16 protein-coding genes and 1 pseudogene are annotated in these 13,662 nt (G+C 69.6%); 7 read left to right on the top strand and 10 right to left on the bottom strand.

The annotated features are described in order from the left end of the window. A complete protein-coding gene (locus tag AVL48_RS18355; RefSeq protein ID WP_061983896.1) occupies window positions 1-588 on the top strand; it encodes a DUF305 domain-containing protein in 588 nt (195 codons plus the stop codon). Here the strand turns inward: AVL48_RS18355 and AVL48_RS18350 are convergent. From AVL48_RS18350 to AVL48_RS40110, 7 genes and pseudogenes are all read right to left on the bottom strand, one after another. After that, window positions 565-1,533 (bottom strand): EamA family transporter, encoded by a 969-nt coding sequence (locus tag AVL48_RS18350; protein WP_061983898.1) that lies wholly within the window; start codon window positions 1,531-1,533, stop codon window positions 565-567. The genes AVL48_RS18355 and AVL48_RS18350 overlap by 24 nt on opposite strands. A gap of 61 nt (window positions 1,534-1,594) precedes the next feature. Then, window positions 1,595-2,143 (bottom strand): hypothetical protein, encoded by a 549-nt coding sequence (locus AVL48_RS18345; protein ID WP_061984231.1) that lies wholly within the window; start codon window positions 2,141-2,143, stop codon window positions 1,595-1,597. Window positions 2,144-2,208: 65 nt separating this feature from the next. Continuing rightward, window positions 2,209-3,738, bottom strand: a complete 1,530-nt coding sequence (locus AVL48_RS18340) for an alpha/beta hydrolase (protein WP_061983900.1) — start codon at window positions 3,736-3,738, stop codon at window positions 2,209-2,211. Beyond that, window positions 3,738-4,028 (bottom strand): hypothetical protein, encoded by a 291-nt coding sequence (locus AVL48_RS18335; RefSeq protein WP_061983902.1) that lies wholly within the window; start codon window positions 4,026-4,028, stop codon window positions 3,738-3,740. The genes AVL48_RS18340 and AVL48_RS18335 overlap by 1 nt, the downstream gene beginning before the upstream one ends. A gap of 66 nt (window positions 4,029-4,094) precedes the next feature. Beyond that, a pseudogene (locus AVL48_RS38360) lies at window positions 4,095-4,358 on the bottom strand (NAD(P)H-dependent oxidoreductase); the annotation flags it as partial. Window positions 4,359-4,414: 56 nt separating this feature from the next. Then, window positions 4,415-5,224, bottom strand: coding sequence for a lysophospholipid acyltransferase family protein (locus AVL48_RS18325; RefSeq protein ID WP_061983904.1), 810 nt, complete (start codon window positions 5,222-5,224; stop codon window positions 4,415-4,417). A gap of 114 nt (window positions 5,225-5,338) precedes the next feature. Next, window positions 5,339-5,533, bottom strand: a complete 195-nt coding sequence (locus AVL48_RS40110) for a hypothetical protein (RefSeq protein ID WP_167386335.1) — start codon at window positions 5,531-5,533, stop codon at window positions 5,339-5,341. Here AVL48_RS40110 and AVL48_RS18315 point away from each other — a divergent pair. Both AVL48_RS18315 and AVL48_RS18310 read left to right on the top strand, forming a co-directional pair. Further along, the gene (locus tag AVL48_RS18315; RefSeq protein WP_061983906.1) at window positions 5,523-7,859 is read left to right on the top strand and encodes an FtsK/SpoIIIE family DNA translocase; all 2,337 of its coding nucleotides are present in this window, start codon (window positions 5,523-5,525) and stop codon (window positions 7,857-7,859) included. The genes AVL48_RS40110 and AVL48_RS18315 overlap by 11 nt on opposite strands. Window positions 7,860-7,929: 70 nt before the next feature. Then, window positions 7,930-8,415 carry a hypothetical protein gene (locus AVL48_RS18310; RefSeq protein ID WP_061983908.1) on the top strand — a complete coding sequence of 162 codons (486 nt, stop codon included), beginning with the start codon at window positions 7,930-7,932 and terminating at the stop codon, window positions 8,413-8,415. Between the two features lie 123 nt (window positions 8,416-8,538). Here AVL48_RS18310 and AVL48_RS18305 read toward each other — a convergent pair whose 3' ends face one another. Both AVL48_RS18305 and AVL48_RS18300 read right to left on the bottom strand, forming a co-directional pair. Then, window positions 8,539-9,180: a nitroreductase family protein gene (locus tag AVL48_RS18305; protein ID WP_061983910.1), complete on the bottom strand. Its 642-nt coding sequence runs from the start codon at window positions 9,178-9,180 to the stop codon at window positions 8,539-8,541. Window positions 9,181-9,244: 64 nt separating this feature from the next. Next, on the bottom strand, window positions 9,245-9,781 hold the full coding sequence (locus AVL48_RS18300) for an amino-acid N-acetyltransferase (RefSeq protein WP_061983911.1): 537 nt from the start codon (window positions 9,779-9,781) through the stop codon (window positions 9,245-9,247). Window positions 9,782-9,869: 88 nt separating this feature from the next. Here AVL48_RS18300 and rimO point away from each other — a divergent pair, with 88 nt between their 5' ends. The 4 genes from rimO to AVL48_RS18280 all read left to right on the top strand — a co-directional run bounded on the left by rimO (window position 9,870) and on the right by AVL48_RS18280 (window position 12,980). After that, the gene (rimO, locus tag AVL48_RS18295; RefSeq protein WP_061983913.1) at window positions 9,870-11,318 is read left to right on the top strand and encodes a 30S ribosomal protein S12 methylthiotransferase RimO; all 1,449 of its coding nucleotides are present in this window, start codon (window positions 9,870-9,872) and stop codon (window positions 11,316-11,318) included. Further along, window positions 11,315-11,962: a CDP-diacylglycerol--glycerol-3-phosphate 3-phosphatidyltransferase gene (pgsA, locus tag AVL48_RS18290; RefSeq protein WP_061983915.1), complete on the top strand. Its 648-nt coding sequence runs from the start codon at window positions 11,315-11,317 to the stop codon at window positions 11,960-11,962. The genes rimO and pgsA overlap by 4 nt, the downstream gene beginning before the upstream one ends. Before the next feature lie 14 nt (window positions 11,963-11,976). Then, window positions 11,977-12,423 carry a CinA family protein gene (locus tag AVL48_RS18285; RefSeq protein WP_143104867.1) on the top strand — a complete coding sequence of 149 codons (447 nt, stop codon included), beginning with the start codon at window positions 11,977-11,979 and terminating at the stop codon, window positions 12,421-12,423. A 101-nt stretch (window positions 12,424-12,524) separates the two neighbouring features. Further along, window positions 12,525-12,980, top strand: a complete 456-nt coding sequence (locus tag AVL48_RS18280) for a helix-turn-helix domain-containing protein (protein ID WP_061983919.1) — start codon at window positions 12,525-12,527, stop codon at window positions 12,978-12,980. A 58-nt stretch (window positions 12,981-13,038) separates the two neighbouring features. Here AVL48_RS18280 and AVL48_RS18275 read toward each other — a convergent pair whose 3' ends face one another. After that, window positions 13,039-13,524: a carboxymuconolactone decarboxylase family protein gene (locus AVL48_RS18275; RefSeq protein ID WP_061983921.1), complete on the bottom strand. Its 486-nt coding sequence runs from the start codon at window positions 13,522-13,524 to the stop codon at window positions 13,039-13,041. Between the last annotated feature and the right edge of the window lie 138 nt (window positions 13,525-13,662).

Below are 13,662 nucleotides of genomic sequence, written 5' to 3'. Positions count from 1 at the left end.
ATGCCGCACGCCGTCCTCCGGTTCCTGCCCGCCGTCGCACTGGCCGCCGTGCTGACCGGCTGCTCGGACGGGGCACCCCAGTCGCAGACGCCGCCACCGGGGTCGTCGCCGATGGCGCAGCAGGCCGCCGTTCCGTTCAACGACGCCGATGTCGCCTTCGCGCGGCAGGCGCTCGCGCATCACCAGCAGGGCGTGGATTTGGCTTCCCTGGCCGAAACGCGCGCGGAGAACGCGGAGCTGAAAGCGCTCGCGAGGCGGATCATCGACACGCACGAACCAGAGGTCGCGCGGCTTTCCGCGCTCATCGAGTCCTGGGCGCAGCCCGCGCCGGACGATCCGAACCTCGAACACGTCCAGCGCGACGGGTACATCAGCCCCGCCGATCTGACCACACTGGCCGGACTGTCCGGAAAGGACTTCGACCGCCAGTTCGTCTCGCGGCTGCAGAAGCAGCGGGAGGCAGGCGTCCGCATCGCCGAAGCGGAAACGCAGCACGGCCGCAACCCCGACGCCCGCGATCTCGCCGCGACGACGGCGCGTTCGCAGCAGCAGGAGATCAGCGAGCTACGGGGCTTCCAGCAGGGTTGAGTCCGTCTGGACCACGTTCGAATTCGACTGGACGATGTACGCGCCGGTCAGCAGGACCACCGCGCCGACGGCCTGGATCCAGCTGAGCGCCTCGCCGAGCAGCACCCACGCCGCGGCCGCCGCGATCAGCGGCTCCACCAGTCCGACGACGCTCGCCACCGACGCCGGGAGATGACGCAGCGCCGTCATTCCGGTGGCGTAGGCGAGCACCGTCGCGATCAGCACGAGCGCGATCAGCAGTGACCACACCGGCGGATGCCACGGTCCGAAAGCCGTCGGCGCGGCGACGACACCCCACGGAATCGTCCACGGCGGGGCGACCGCGCAGACCAGGACCGCGCCGATCGTCATCCCCCAGGTGACCATGCCGAGCGGATCCCGGTCCGCGACCCCGCGCTCGCCGAGCAGGAAATATCCTGCCGAACAGACGGCCGCGCCCAGCCCGGCGAGCAACCCGACGACGTCGAGGCTGAGGCCTTCCCACACCTGCGCGACCAGAATCAGCCCGGTCATCGCGAGCGCGATACCCGCCCACATCGCTCCCGGCAGCCGCACCCGCCGCACGAACCGCACCCACAACGCGATCAGCACCGGCGAGGTGAACTCCAGCAGGATCGCGATGCCCACCGGGATCCGGCCCGCCGCGAGAAAGTACATGAGCTGGACACCGGCGACCCCGAGCGAGCCGTACGCCAGCAGCAGCGGCCACTCGCGCTTCGTCACTTTGAGGAGCCTCGGCCGGAAGACGGCGACCAGTCCGAGCAGCACGACGGCCGACAGCCCGATGCGGATCGCCGCGACCTGCTCCGGTGACAGTCCCGCCTGCATCGCCGGTTTGCCCAGCACGCCCGACGTCCCGAAGAAGAGCGCGGCGAGCAGGATGAGCGTGATGCCCCGCCCGCGGTGCGCGACATGCTGGGCGGCGGCGGCGAGTTCGGCGGTCACGGCCGGAGGGTAGAGGCCGGCCAGGGGCGGGGCGAACGGTTTTCCCAGCGGCTGGGCGGGGTCAGAAGGAAGTGCCGCCGTCGGTCCAGTCGGTCCGGTCGAAGTCCTCGTCGTCCACCGGGGCGCGGCGCGGTTTGCGGACCGGCTCCGGTACCGGGGGAGCGGCGACCGGCTGCTCGGGTTCGACGGCTTCGACGGCCTGGGGTTCGGGGGTGCCGTTCGGCCAGACGCACGGTGAGGTCGCGCCGAGGTAGAACTTGCCCAGATCGTTCGCCTGGACCGACATGTCGAACGCGTCCGCGTTGTTGCGGGCGAACACATACCGATCTCGGGGCCGTGAATCCGTCAGGACCTTGAAGTCGTGAGCCGTCCACCATCCGACCACGGCGTCGAAGTACTCCGCGAACTTCGCCGGTTCGAGACCGGTCACCTCGTAGGTCGCCGAGATCTCGAAGCGGCCTTGGGGACCGTTGTCGGTCGGGTCGGCGCATTCGGAACGGTTCCGGGTGAACGGTTTCCGCTGCGCCGAGCCGGGCAGCACGGCGAACGCGGCTTGGATGTACGCCTCGACCTTCTCCCGGGCCTGTTGTTCGGTGATGGTCGGTTTCATGGCGTCTCCACCTCCGGGGGAGCAGGCCGTCAGGAACAGGAGAAGAGCGGTCAGGAACGACAGTTTCACGAGGCTGGCTTCCCCGCGATGATCAGGCCGATGTTCCGGAGCGAGGGATTGTTGTCTTCCCAGTACTCACTGTGCGCATGCCGGCTGTATCCGCCGAATCCGTCCGTGCCCGGCGCCGACGTGAACACCCGCCCGCCGAACTCCGCGTCGGTCGGATCCTGTCCGAGTACCAGGTCGTACCCGGCGATCTCCAGATTGGCCAGATTGATCATGTCGTGTTCGGCCACCGTCGCGTGCACATGTCCGCCGATCTCGCCGGGATCAACCCCATCGAGGTGCAACTGGCTCACTTCGTGCGCGCCGACGCCCGGGCTCGCCACGAAGACGAGTTCGTCGGCCGCGAGGCCGCCATCGCGGGCGGCATGGCCGGCGACCGTCGTGCCGTAGCTGTGGCCCAGCACCGTATTGTGCGACGGCGTCCCTTGATGGGTCTCCCGCAGACCGTCCTGGAACTGAGCGAGTGCCGCTTTACCGCCGTCGGCGTACTTTCCGCTCGCGGCGTCGGTGATCTCGTCCGGCGCGTCATAACCCAGCCAGGTGATCACCGCGGTCGACGGCGAGCCCGCGGTCGTCGCGACGGCCCACATCTTGTCGGAACGGTCGAGATCCCCGCCGATCTTCGCCAGTTCCGCACCGGTCCCCGGCACGTAGGTCGCCACATTCGCCGCGGTGTCGGGATTCCCGGCCGAAACGATCGCCTTCCCGTCCCCGCTGGTGTCCAAGCCCAGCAGGAAAGCCCGGGGCTCCGGCTGGTCGAGCCGCCGCGCGATGGCTTCCAGCCCTTTCACCCGGGGATCGCCTTGGAGCCGTTCGATTTCCCTGGCGAGGACGGCGCGGTTGGCGGCGTCGCGATCGGTCGCCGGGATGCCGTCGAGATTTCCGACCAGTCCTGGATTTCTTTGGAGCAAAGCAACTTTCGCGGTATCCGACAGGCTGTCCCACCACGCCTTGTTGTCACCGGGTGAGCCGTGCTCCGGTGGACCGATGATCGACAGACCGCTTTGCGCGGCTCCGATGACGGCGGCTTGGGCGAGGGTGCCGGAGTCCTGTTCGGTGATCTCGCCGCGGAGGGCTCTCCGCATGATGGCCGCGAAGTCGGCGTCGACGTCGGTGGCGCGGCGCAGGATCTGCTCGACCCGGTCGGCCAGTTCCGCCATCACCCGCGGTTCCGAAGGTCCACCGGGCGAAGAGAGCTCACCGCCGTGGCCGATCGTCACGCCGTTCCGGGCGGCGAGTTCGTCGGTCTCGCGTACGAACGCCACGATCCGGTCCAGCGCGAGCTGCACCTCGTGCGCGCCACGCCGCACGGCGGACGCCTCGGCCACGAGTTGTTCCAAAGTGGACGTCAGCGACTCACCCCGCGTCGACGCGGCGAGAGCGGCTTCACCGGACCAGCCAGGAAACCGGACCATGGACTCGACATCTTCGCCGGCGGCGGTGATGCGGACGCAGCCGTCGTTGAGCGCGTCGGCGACCGCGCCGATCGCGGCCGGATCCCATCGGCGTACGTCACCCCAGGTGAGCATCAGACGTGCAGTTCCCGGGACGCCGCCAGCTCGTTCGAGCGGTAGCGGACGGCGGCCTCGCCGAGCTGCCCGGAATACTCCGAAGCGTTCTTCGCCCAGCCTGGCGCCGCGCGGCCCCAGGCGTCCGCGAGCAGCCGCGCCGCCTCACCGGACACGCCACCCGGCAGGCCGGCGGAGACACCGGCCAGGGCGGCCGCGAGATTCACCCGCCCGACGTCCTCCGCAGCCCGTTTCGCCGCCTCCGACGCGGCGCTGATCGCCTCCAGTACCACCTCGTACCCGCCGGCCATCCTGCCGCCTCCCTAGCGTGACGCTGTGACCACACTACGACGCGGGCGATGGACACACGGTTCCCTTCATCCGTCCTTGAGGAGGCCGCCAGCGACATAGCGCGAGACGAACGAGCCGCCGTACGGTTTGCCCGATTCGAGTCCGCCGTGCGCGTTCGAGGCGGTGGTGAACGACGTCGCGACCTTGTTCACCAGCTTTCCCTTGACCCACAGGCCGCCGGTACTGTCCAAAAAGGACTTGAGCTGAGCGGCGGGGCCGCCGAACCGAGTCGGGCTCCCGGCGGCGAAACCGTCCGCCCAGTCCAGGTCGTCCAGGGTCGCGAACTCGTGAGTGCTCACGTCGGCCGCCTTGGGCGAGGGCGAGCACCCGTCTCAGGATCCGGAACTCAGTACCGTTTCCAGGGACTGACCGTGTCGGTCGGCCGCGTCGGGTCGTGGAAGCGCGGCTTGTCCAGTTCGTCGCGGCGCAGCGGCACCAGGCCGTCGGTGATCGCCTGCATGATCTTGGCGTGCGCGCGGACCCCGGCACCCGGCCGCTCCGGCTCGACCGCCGACAGGTCCACCGGGTCACCGAAATGCACCTGGAAGCGGGGACGGCGCATCGGCGCGCTCAGCCCGGACTTGGCGAGCGGCACCAGGTCGGCGGGTCCGTTGACGGTCTCCGTCCCCCAATAGACGGCTTCGTGCGCACCCCACTGGCTGATCGGGATCACCGGCACCCCGGCCGCCAGCGCGAGCCGCGCGGCGCCGGTCTTGCCGCGTTCGGGCCACAGGCCGGGATCGTGGCTGATCCGGCCCTCGGGATAGACGATGAGCGGATCGCGGGTGGTGCGCAACGCCTCGGTCGCCTCGGCGAACTGGCCGACGGCCGTCGTGGCCTGTTTGCGGTCGACCCGCAGGTGTCCGCTGGCCCGCAGCGCCGGGCCGATGACGGGGGCGTCGAGGATGCCGCCCGCCAGCATGAACCGCGGGTTGATGCCGATCCGTTTACAGGCGGCCATCAGGACGAACGCGTCGAACACGCCGATGTGGTTGGCCGCCATGAGCAGCGGCTTCCGGCGCAGTTCCGCCGGCACACCACCGGTCACGGTGAGTTTGCCGACGACGTTGACCAGCCCCCGGTCGATGTTCAGCATCGTGCGCCAGATGGCGGGGGCGCGGCGAGCCGAATTCTCATCCTGATGCAGCGCGAACATGGGGCAGAGCATGTCATGAAACCCTTTTCACCCGGATGGCCGCTCAAGCTGTGACCTGAGACGAATGTTCCCGGTGTGCTCCGAGTGGCACCCGGGGCTGAAGGGTCGGTGCGGTTACCGTGGAGCCATGGCTAGCGGGGCGACGACCAGGAAACGGAGTACGGCGCGAAGCGGCGGCAGCAAGGGGCCGGCGCGGAAGCCGCGTACCCCGGCGAAGCCCAGGTCAACGGGGGCGAGGAAGCCCGCGCCACGGCGCCCGGCGGCCAGGAAGAAGTCTTCCGGCACGTTCGCCAAAGGCGTGCGCGGCACCTGGAACCTGCTCGCCAAGGGGCTCGGCACCCTGGCGAGGACGGTCGGCCGCGGCCGTGAACTCGAACCCGAACACCGCCGCGACGGTCTCGCGCTCGGCCTGATCGCGCTGGCGCTGGTGGTCGCGTTCGGCGTGTGGTGGCGGGCCGCGGGTCCGATCGGCGGCTGGGTGGAGGTCGGCACCCGCTCGCTGCTGGGCGCCGGTGCCGTGACGCTCCCGCTGGTGCTGACCGTCGTCGCCGTCGCGCTGATGCGATCGGAACCGATGCCGGAGGCCCGGCCGAGGATGGTGATCGGCACGCTGCTGGTGATCCTGTCCGTACTCGGCCTGCTGCACATCTTCACCGCGCTGCCCGAGACCAACGACGGGCGCATGTACGCCGGTGGGGTGATCGGCGCGTTCTCCGGCGGCCTGCTGACCATGGGCGTCACCACCTGGGTGGCGGTGCCGCTGCTGGTGCTGGCGCTGCTGTTCGGCACGCTCGTGTTCACCGGGACCCCGGTCCGCGAGATCCCGCACCGGCTGCGCACCTGGGGTCTCGACCCCGAAGAGATCGAAGAGGCCGAGGCCGAGCGCCGGGCCATCCACGACGAACGCGACGCCGTCACCGAAGCCGACCCGAAGTCGGTCCGCCTGCGGAAGCCGTCGCGGCGCCGCCAGGGCGCCGACGACCACACGGGGGAGCAGCTCGACATCGAGGCCGCGCTGGCCGAACCGCCGACGCCGTTGCGCCCGCCGAAGCCCGCGGTCAAACCGGTCGAAGTGCCGGAGAAGAAGCCCAAGAAGGCCGAGCAGCCGCTGGCGGTCACCAGGACCGTGGAAGGCGACTACCAGCTCCCGCCGCCGGACCTGCTGAAGCTCGGCGACGCGCCGAAGTCACGCAGCAAGGCCAACGACGCCATGATCGAGGCGATCACCGGTGTGCTGGATCAGTTCAACGTCGACGCGCAGGTCACCGGGTTCACCCGGGGTCCGACGGTCACCCGGTACGAGGTCGAACTCGGCCCCGGCGTGAAGGTCGAGAAGATCACCGCGCTGACCAAGAACATCGCCTACGCGGTGGCGACCGACAACGTCCGGCTGCTCGCCCCGATCCCGGGCAAGTCCGCGGTCGGCATCGAGGTACCGAACTCCGACCGCGAGATGGTGCGCCTCGGCGACGTGCTGCGCGCGCCGTCGACGGTCAAGGACAACCATCCGATGGTGATCGGCCTCGGCAAGGACATCGAAGGCCATTTCGTCACCGCGAACCTGACGAAGATGCCGCACCTGCTGGTGGCGGGGTCCACCGGTTCCGGTAAGTCGAGTTTCGTGAACTCGATGCTGGTGTCGCTGCTCGCGCGGGCGACGCCGGACGAGTGCCGGATGATCCTCATCGACCCGAAGATGGTCGAGCTGACCCCGTACGAGGGCATCCCGCACCTGATCACACCCATCATCACCCAGCCGAAGAAGGCCGCCGCGGCGCTGGCCTGGCTGGTGGAGGAGATGGAGCAGCGGTATCAGGACATGCAGGTCAACAAGGTCCGGCACATCGACGACTACAACAAGAAGGTGCGCTCCGGCGAGATCACGGCACCGCCGGGCAGCGAGCGCGTCTACCAGCCGTACCCGTACATCATGGCGATCGTCGACGAGCTCGCCGACCTGATGATGACCGCCCCGCGTGACGTCGAGGACGCGATCGTCCGCATCACCCAGAAGGCGCGTGCCGCCGGGATCCACCTGGTCCTGGCGACCCAGCGGCCGTCCGTCGACGTCGTGACCGGCCTGATCAAGACCAACGTGCCCTCGCGGCTGGCGTTCGCGACCTCGTCGCTCACCGACTCGCGGGTCATCCTCGACCAGCCGGGCGCGGAGAAGCTCATCGGTATGGGTGACGCCCTGTACCTGCCGATGGGCGCCGGGAAACCGGTCCGCATCCAGGGCGCCTTCGTCGGCGACGAAGAGATCTCCGCGGTGGTGAACTTCGCCAAGGAGCAGGCGCAGCCGGACTACCAGGACGGCGTCACCGCGGCGAAGGCGGGCGAGAAGAAGGAGATCGACTCCGACATCGGCGACGACCTCGACGTCCTGCTGCAGGCCGCCGAGCTGATCGTCACCTCTCAGTTCGGCTCGACGTCGATGCTGCAACGGAAGCTGCGGGTCGGGTTCGCCAAGGCGGGGCGCCTGATGGACCTGCTGGAGAGCCGGGGCGTCGTCGGCCCGTCGGAAGGCTCGAAGGCGCGGGACGTACTGATCAAGCCGGAGGAGCTGGAGTCGGTGCTGTTCATGATCCGCGGCGGCGGGGACGCGAACGGGGGCGACGTCTCCGACGACGGCTGACCTGGCCCTGGTCGAAGAGATCCCCTGAAACCCGATGCAACGGACCGGCCCTCTGTTACGTCCAGGACACGTGGACCCCAAGAAGCTGCTCGTCGTCCTCTGCGCCTTGGCCGGCCTCGCCTGCGGAGTCGGCAGCTCCGCCGCGCGCGAGCAACCTCCGGCGGCCGTGCCTCCGGCGGTGCAGTCCGCTCCGGCCGCCCAGTCGTCGCCGACGTCCGAGCAGGCTCGGCCACCCAAGGGCACCGTGGAACTGGGGGAGACCATCGTCCTCAAGGCCGGTGAAACCGCCGAGGTCGCGTCGAAGGACATCAGCATCCGGTTCTCCCGGCTGGTGTCCGATTCCCGCTGCGCCCAGGGGATGGTCTGCGTCTGGGAAGGGGAGGCCGTGGTCGCGTTGGCACTGGCCGAACCGGGACGCGGCGAGCGGACGAGCGCGGAACTGGCCTCCACCGGACGAGGTGGCAGGCAGTCCGTCGAGTTCGCCGCCTGCCGGGTGGACCTGGTCGCTGTGAGTTCGGGGGGCGACCAGGTCACCCTGCGGGTGTCGAAGGCATAGGCGCAGCACCAGTCACACCGGCCCAGTGCATGAAGGACCCCTTCCTGTACCTAGGCGCAAGGAAGGGGGCCATCATGTACTTCGCCGCGAGCCCTGATCGGACACAGCCACGACCAACGCCGTCTAGAGCGCGTTGCCCCACCCGTCGAGGTACGCGACCTCCGACAGCGGCACGCGCGCGGCGGGCTTGAAATCCGGCACCGTCGTGTAGGCCACCGGCAGCAGCCCCACCTGCGTGACGTCGGAGGGGATGCCGAGGATCTCGGCCGCTTCCGCCTCGTGCGTCAGGTGGTAGGTCGTGAGCGTCGAGCCAAGGCCGCGCGAGCGCAGCGCCAGCTGGAAGTTCCACACCGCCGGGAAGATCCCGCCGTAGAACGCGGCATCGGTCGCGTTGTCCCCGCTCGGCCTGCCGGTCAGGCACGGGATGACGTACACGGGCACCCGGTCGATCACGTCGATCAGATGCTGCCCTGAGGCGAACGCCCGCGCCACGGACGGCTCGGTGATCGCCTCGCCCAACGCGGCCGCGTTCGCTTCCAGATAGGCCTTCCCGACCCGGCGGAACAGCTCCGACAGCCGGTCTTTGACGCCCTGATCCCGCACCACGAGCCAGCGCCACGCCTGCTGGTTGCCCGGCGTCGGTGCCTGCAGCGCGAGCCGCAGGCACTCTTCGAGCACTTCCGGCTCGACCGGCCGGTCCAGGTCGAGTTTGCGCCGGACCGCCCGTGTCGTGCTGAGCAGCTGGTCGGTGACCGAGGTGTCCATGTCCCGCCTTTCCTGATGCCGAAGAGCGAGGGAACAGCATTCCCGAACGTTTCGCCACCCGAAGCTACAGCTCCAGCAGCATCCGGCTGTTGCCCAGCGTGTTGGGCTTCACGTACGGCAGGTCGAGGAACTCCGCGACGCCCGGGTCGGCCGAGCGCCGCATCTCCTCGTAGACCTCCTGGGTCACCGGCGTGCCGTCGATCTCGACGAAGCCGTGTCCGGAGAAGAAATGGGTCTCGAAGGTCAGCACGAACAGCCGCTTCAGCCCGATCTCCCTGGCGAAGTCGATCAGCTGCCCCACCAGCGCGTGCCCGATGCCGCGACCCCGGGAATCCTTGTCGACGGCGATGGTGCGCAGCTCGCCGATGTCCTCCCACAGCACGTGGAGGGCGCCGCAGCCGAGCACGTCGTCACCGTCTTCGACCACCCAGAACTCCTGGACGCTCTCGTAGAGGGTGACGAGTTCCTTCTCCAGCAGCACCGTCCCCGCGTCGGAGTCGACCAGTGCCTTGATCTTGCGGACGTCCGCGATCCGCGCCCGGCGAACGATCGGGCGGCGGCGATGGAGCGGTTCGAGGGGGTCTGAGGGCACGTCCACCATTAAGCCATCCACGAGGCCGCGACCGGCCGGAGGCTCGCCCGAGCGAGCGATCGCCGACCCCGAGAGCAGGCCAGCTACCCTAAGGCACGTGCCTTCTCCCACCACTGATCCTGTCGCCACCCGTCGCGTGTCCTTGTTGACCCTCGGTTGCGCCCGCAACGAGGTCGATTCCGAGGAACTCGCCGGACGGCTGGCGGCGGGCGGCTGGGAGCTCACGGCCGAGCCCGAAGACTCCGACGTCGTGGTCGTCAACACCTGCGGCTTCGTCGAGTCCGCCAAGAAGGACTCGGTCGACACCCTGCTCGCCGCGTCCGACACCGGCAAGAAGGTCGTCGCCGTCGGCTGCATGGCGGAGCGCTACGGCAACGAGCTGGCCGAGAACCTGCCCGAGGCCGACGCGGTCCTGGGTTTCGACCACTACGCGGACCTCTCCGAGCGGCTCGACGACGTCGTGGCGGGCCGCAAGGTCGCGTCCCACACCCCCTCCGACCGCCGCAAGCTGCTGCCCATCAGCCCGGTCCAGCGCCCGACGGCCGCCGAGTCGGTCGAGGTGCCCGGCCACGCGCAGCACGGCTGGGGCCCGCGCGTGCTGCGGACCCGGCTCGACGACTCCCCGGTGGCCGCGCTGAAGATCGCCTCCGGCTGCGACCGCCGCTGCTCGTTCTGCGCGATCCCGTCGTTCCGGGGTTCCTTCGTGTCCCGGCAGCCGGACGAGATCGTCGCCGAGGCGATGTGGCTCGCGGAGAACGGTGTCAAGGAGGTCTTCCTCGTCTCGGAGAACTCCACCTCCTACGGCAAGGATTTCGGCCGTGACGGTGCCCGGGCGCTGGAGCTGCTGGTCCCGCGCCTGGCCGCGGTGCCCGGTATCGAACGCGTCCGCGTCTCGTACCTGCAGCCCGCCGAGACCCGCCCCGGCCTGGTCAAGGCCATCGCGACCACGCCGGGTGTCGCCGACTACTTCGACCTGTCCTTCCAGCACTCCAGCGAGACCGTGCTGCGCCGTATGCGCCGCTTCGGCTCGACGGATTCCTTCCTCGCGCTGTGCGACCAGATCCGGGAGTACTCGCCCGCCGCCGGCATCCGCACCAACGTCATCGTCGGGTTCCCCGGCGAGACCGAGGAGGATGTCGCCGAGCTGGAGCGGTTCCTGACCGGCGCGCGGCTGGACGCGGTCGGCGTCTTCGGCTACTCGGACGAGGACGGCACCGAGGCCGAGACCTTCGACGGCAAACTCGACGAGTCCGTGGTCGCCGAGCGGGTTTCGCGGATCTCCGCGCTGGTCGAGGAGCTGACCTCGCAGCGGGCCGAGGAGCGGATCGGCGACTTCGTCGACGTGCTGATCGAGCAGGCCGAGGACGGCGAGGACCCGATCGGCCGCGCCGCGCACCAGGCCCCCGAGGTCGACGGCGAATGCGTCCTGATCGAGACGGACGACCTGCCCTCGCTGGCGGTCGGTGACTTCGTGCGCTGTGAGGTCGTCGACTCCGAGGGCGTCGACCTGATCGTGCGGCCCGCGCCGCCCGAGGCCGACCGGTGAATGCCGCCCCGAGCGACGCCGGAGCCGGTGAGGGAACGGGCGGTGAGCACGCCCGGGTCCCCGAGGCCACTCCGGTCCCGACGCTGAACCTGGCGAACCTGCTCACGATGTCGCGGCTGGTACTGGTGCCGTTGTTCGTGATGGCGCTGTTCGCGGGCGATGGGGGCGACACCTTCTGGCGCGCGATGGCCACCGCGCTGTTCGCGATCGCGTCGTTCACCGACCAGGTCGACGGCTGGGTCGCGCGGAAGTACGGGCTGATCACCGATTTCGGGAAGATCGCCGACCCGATCGCGGACAAGGCGCTGATCGGCGCCGCGCTGATCGGGCTGAGCGTGCTCGGCGAACTGGGCTGGTGGGTCACCATCGTCATCGCGATCCGCGAGATCGGTGTGACGCTGCTGCGCTTCTGGGTGATCCGGCACGGCGTCATCCCGGCCAGCCGGGGTGGCAAGGCCAAGACGCTCGCGCAGATCGCGGCCATCACCGCGTACCTGCTGCCGCTGCCGGCCGCCGCCGAACCGGTCCGCTGGGTGCTGATGGGGCTCGCGCTGATCCTGACCGTCGTCACCGGCCTCGACTACGTAGTGCGCGCGGTGCGGCTGCGGGCCGCCGGACAGCGTGCGACGGGCACCGCGTCGTGACAACCGGTGAGACGTTGATCACTCACCTGATCGAGCGTGGGGAGACGGTGGCGACCGCTGAGTCGCTGACCGCCGGGCTGGTCTGCGCGACGCTGACCGAGATCCCTGGATCGAGTGCCGTCGTCCGTGGCGGGCTGATCGTCTACGCCACCGATCTGAAGGCTTCACTCGCCGGAGTGGACAAGGACCTTCTCGCCGTCCACGGCGCCGTTCATCCCGAGGTCGCGGCGCAGTTGGCCACCGGGGCGAAGGATCGTTGCGACGCCACCTGGGGCCTCGGCCTCACCGGTGTCGCGGGCCCGGCGGGGCAGGACGGCGCCGCACCCGGCACCGTCCACGTCGGCCTCGCCGGTCCGGGGGTGCTCACCGTCCGTACGCTGGACTTGAGCGGTGATCGAGGCTCGGTCAGGGCCGGTGCCGTCCGCGAGGCGTTCGCCCTGCTGGGGGAACATCTCACATGATCGCCGCGTTCGCCCTTGGCGTATTGCCGTGTCAACACCTGCGCCCGGGGCACCGCACTGGGTAACGTAGGGGACAGTCAGTCCTGGAAGGGAGGCGCGTGATGACCGTGCTGTTGCGCGAGGCGATCGGCGACCGGCTCCGACACGCCCGCACGAACCAGCGTCGAACCCTGCGGGACATCTCCCGCGCCGCCAGGGTGAGCCTCGGCTACCTCTCGGAGGTCGAGCGCGGGCAGAAGGAGGCGTCCAGCGAGCTGCTGGCGTCCATTTGCGAGGCCTTGGACCTTCCGCTGGGCGAACTCCTGCACAAGGTCGCGGCGGACGTCTCGGCGATGGACAACGTCGAGGTCGCCCCGGTGGACGAGAAGGTCGAAGCAGGAAAGCGGCGGGCTCAGGAGCGCGAGGGCGCCGAGGCCGCGAGGGGTGGGCTCGAAGGAGGCCGCCTGGTGTCCGAACTGATCGGCAACGATCTGGCGGATCTGCGGATCTCGCCGCCGCCGAGGATGAGTCCCGCATTGCGGACTACCATCGCCGCACCGAAGATGGTCGCCGCTTAGCAGTCGTGAACAGGAGAGGCCCCGGGCAGTCCGTCCGGGGCCTCTCCCGTCCCCCCGATCAGCTCGCGACGCGGTCGAACGTCCCGGTCTGGTAGGAGCCACCCTTGGTGTGCGTGATCACCAGCAGCCGGTTGGCGGCGTTGATCATCGCGACCAGGTAGATCAGCGCGGCGATCTGCTCGTCGTCGTAGTGCTTCCGTACCTGGGCCCAGGTCTCGTCGGAGACGCCCTGGTGCGCGTCGGCGAGCCTGCTGCCTTCCTCCGCGAACGCCAGCGCGACCTGCTCGGCCTCGGTGAACACCGTGGATTCGCGCCAGGCGGCGACCAGGTTGATCCGGACGGCTGGTTCGCCGGCGGCGGCCAGTTCCTTGGCGTGGGCGTCCACGCAGAAACCGCAGCCGTTGAGCTGGCTGGCCCGCAGCGACACCAGTTCCTGGGTGGTCTTCGGCAGTGCCGACCCCGTGATGGCCACGCTGACGGCCGCGAACCGCTTGCCGAGCTTGGCGCCGAGCTCGTTGTCGTTCAGGTCGAAACGGGAATTCATGACTTCGTCCTCATTCGTGGTCGGGCGGTGAAGCGAACGACCACCAGACGCCGTCAGCCGGGATCCGCTGACACCACGGCGACGTGAGGTACGCCACGGTCAGGCGCGGTCAGAAACCAGCGAGGGCCGGTGTCTGGT

The sequence above is a fragment of the Amycolatopsis regifaucium genome (genome assembly GCF_001613935.1).
Lineage (GTDB): Bacteria > Actinomycetota > Actinomycetes > Mycobacteriales > Pseudonocardiaceae > Amycolatopsis > Amycolatopsis regifaucium.
The sequence above is the reverse complement of the archived record's forward strand: the minus strand, read 5'-3'. Positions and strand labels throughout refer to the sequence as shown.

What these genes read in the sequence shown, in the direction of transcription:
- AVL48_RS18300 (WP_061983911.1), bottom strand. Translation starts at nt 9,781, where the DNA reads ATGGTGGACGTGCCCTCAGACCCCCTCGAACCGCTCCATCGCCGCCGC.
- AVL48_RS18305 (WP_061983910.1), bottom strand. Translation starts at nt 9,180, where the DNA reads ATGGACACCTCGGTCACCGACCAGCTGCTCAGCACGACACGGGCGGTC.
- AVL48_RS18355 (WP_061983896.1), top strand. Translation starts at nt 1, where the DNA reads ATGCCGCACGCCGTCCTCCGGTTCCTGCCCGCCGTCGCACTGGCCGCC.
- AVL48_RS18345 (WP_061984231.1), bottom strand. Translation starts at nt 2,143, where the DNA reads ATGAAACCGACCATCACCGAACAACAGGCCCGGGAGAAGGTCGAGGCG.
- AVL48_RS18280 (WP_061983919.1), top strand. Translation starts at nt 12,525, where the DNA reads ATGACCGTGCTGTTGCGCGAGGCGATCGGCGACCGGCTCCGACACGCC.
- AVL48_RS18335 (WP_061983902.1), bottom strand. Translation starts at nt 4,028, where the DNA reads ATGGCCGGCGGGTACGAGGTGGTACTGGAGGCGATCAGCGCCGCGTCG.
- AVL48_RS18275 (WP_061983921.1), bottom strand. Translation starts at nt 13,524, where the DNA reads ATGAATTCCCGTTTCGACCTGAACGACAACGAGCTCGGCGCCAAGCTC.
- AVL48_RS18340 (WP_061983900.1), bottom strand. Translation starts at nt 3,738, where the DNA reads ATGCTCACCTGGGGTGACGTACGCCGATGGGATCCGGCCGCGATCGGC.
- AVL48_RS18325 (WP_061983904.1), bottom strand. Translation starts at nt 5,224, where the DNA reads ATGTTCGCGCTGCATCAGGATGAGAATTCGGCTCGCCGCGCCCCCGCC.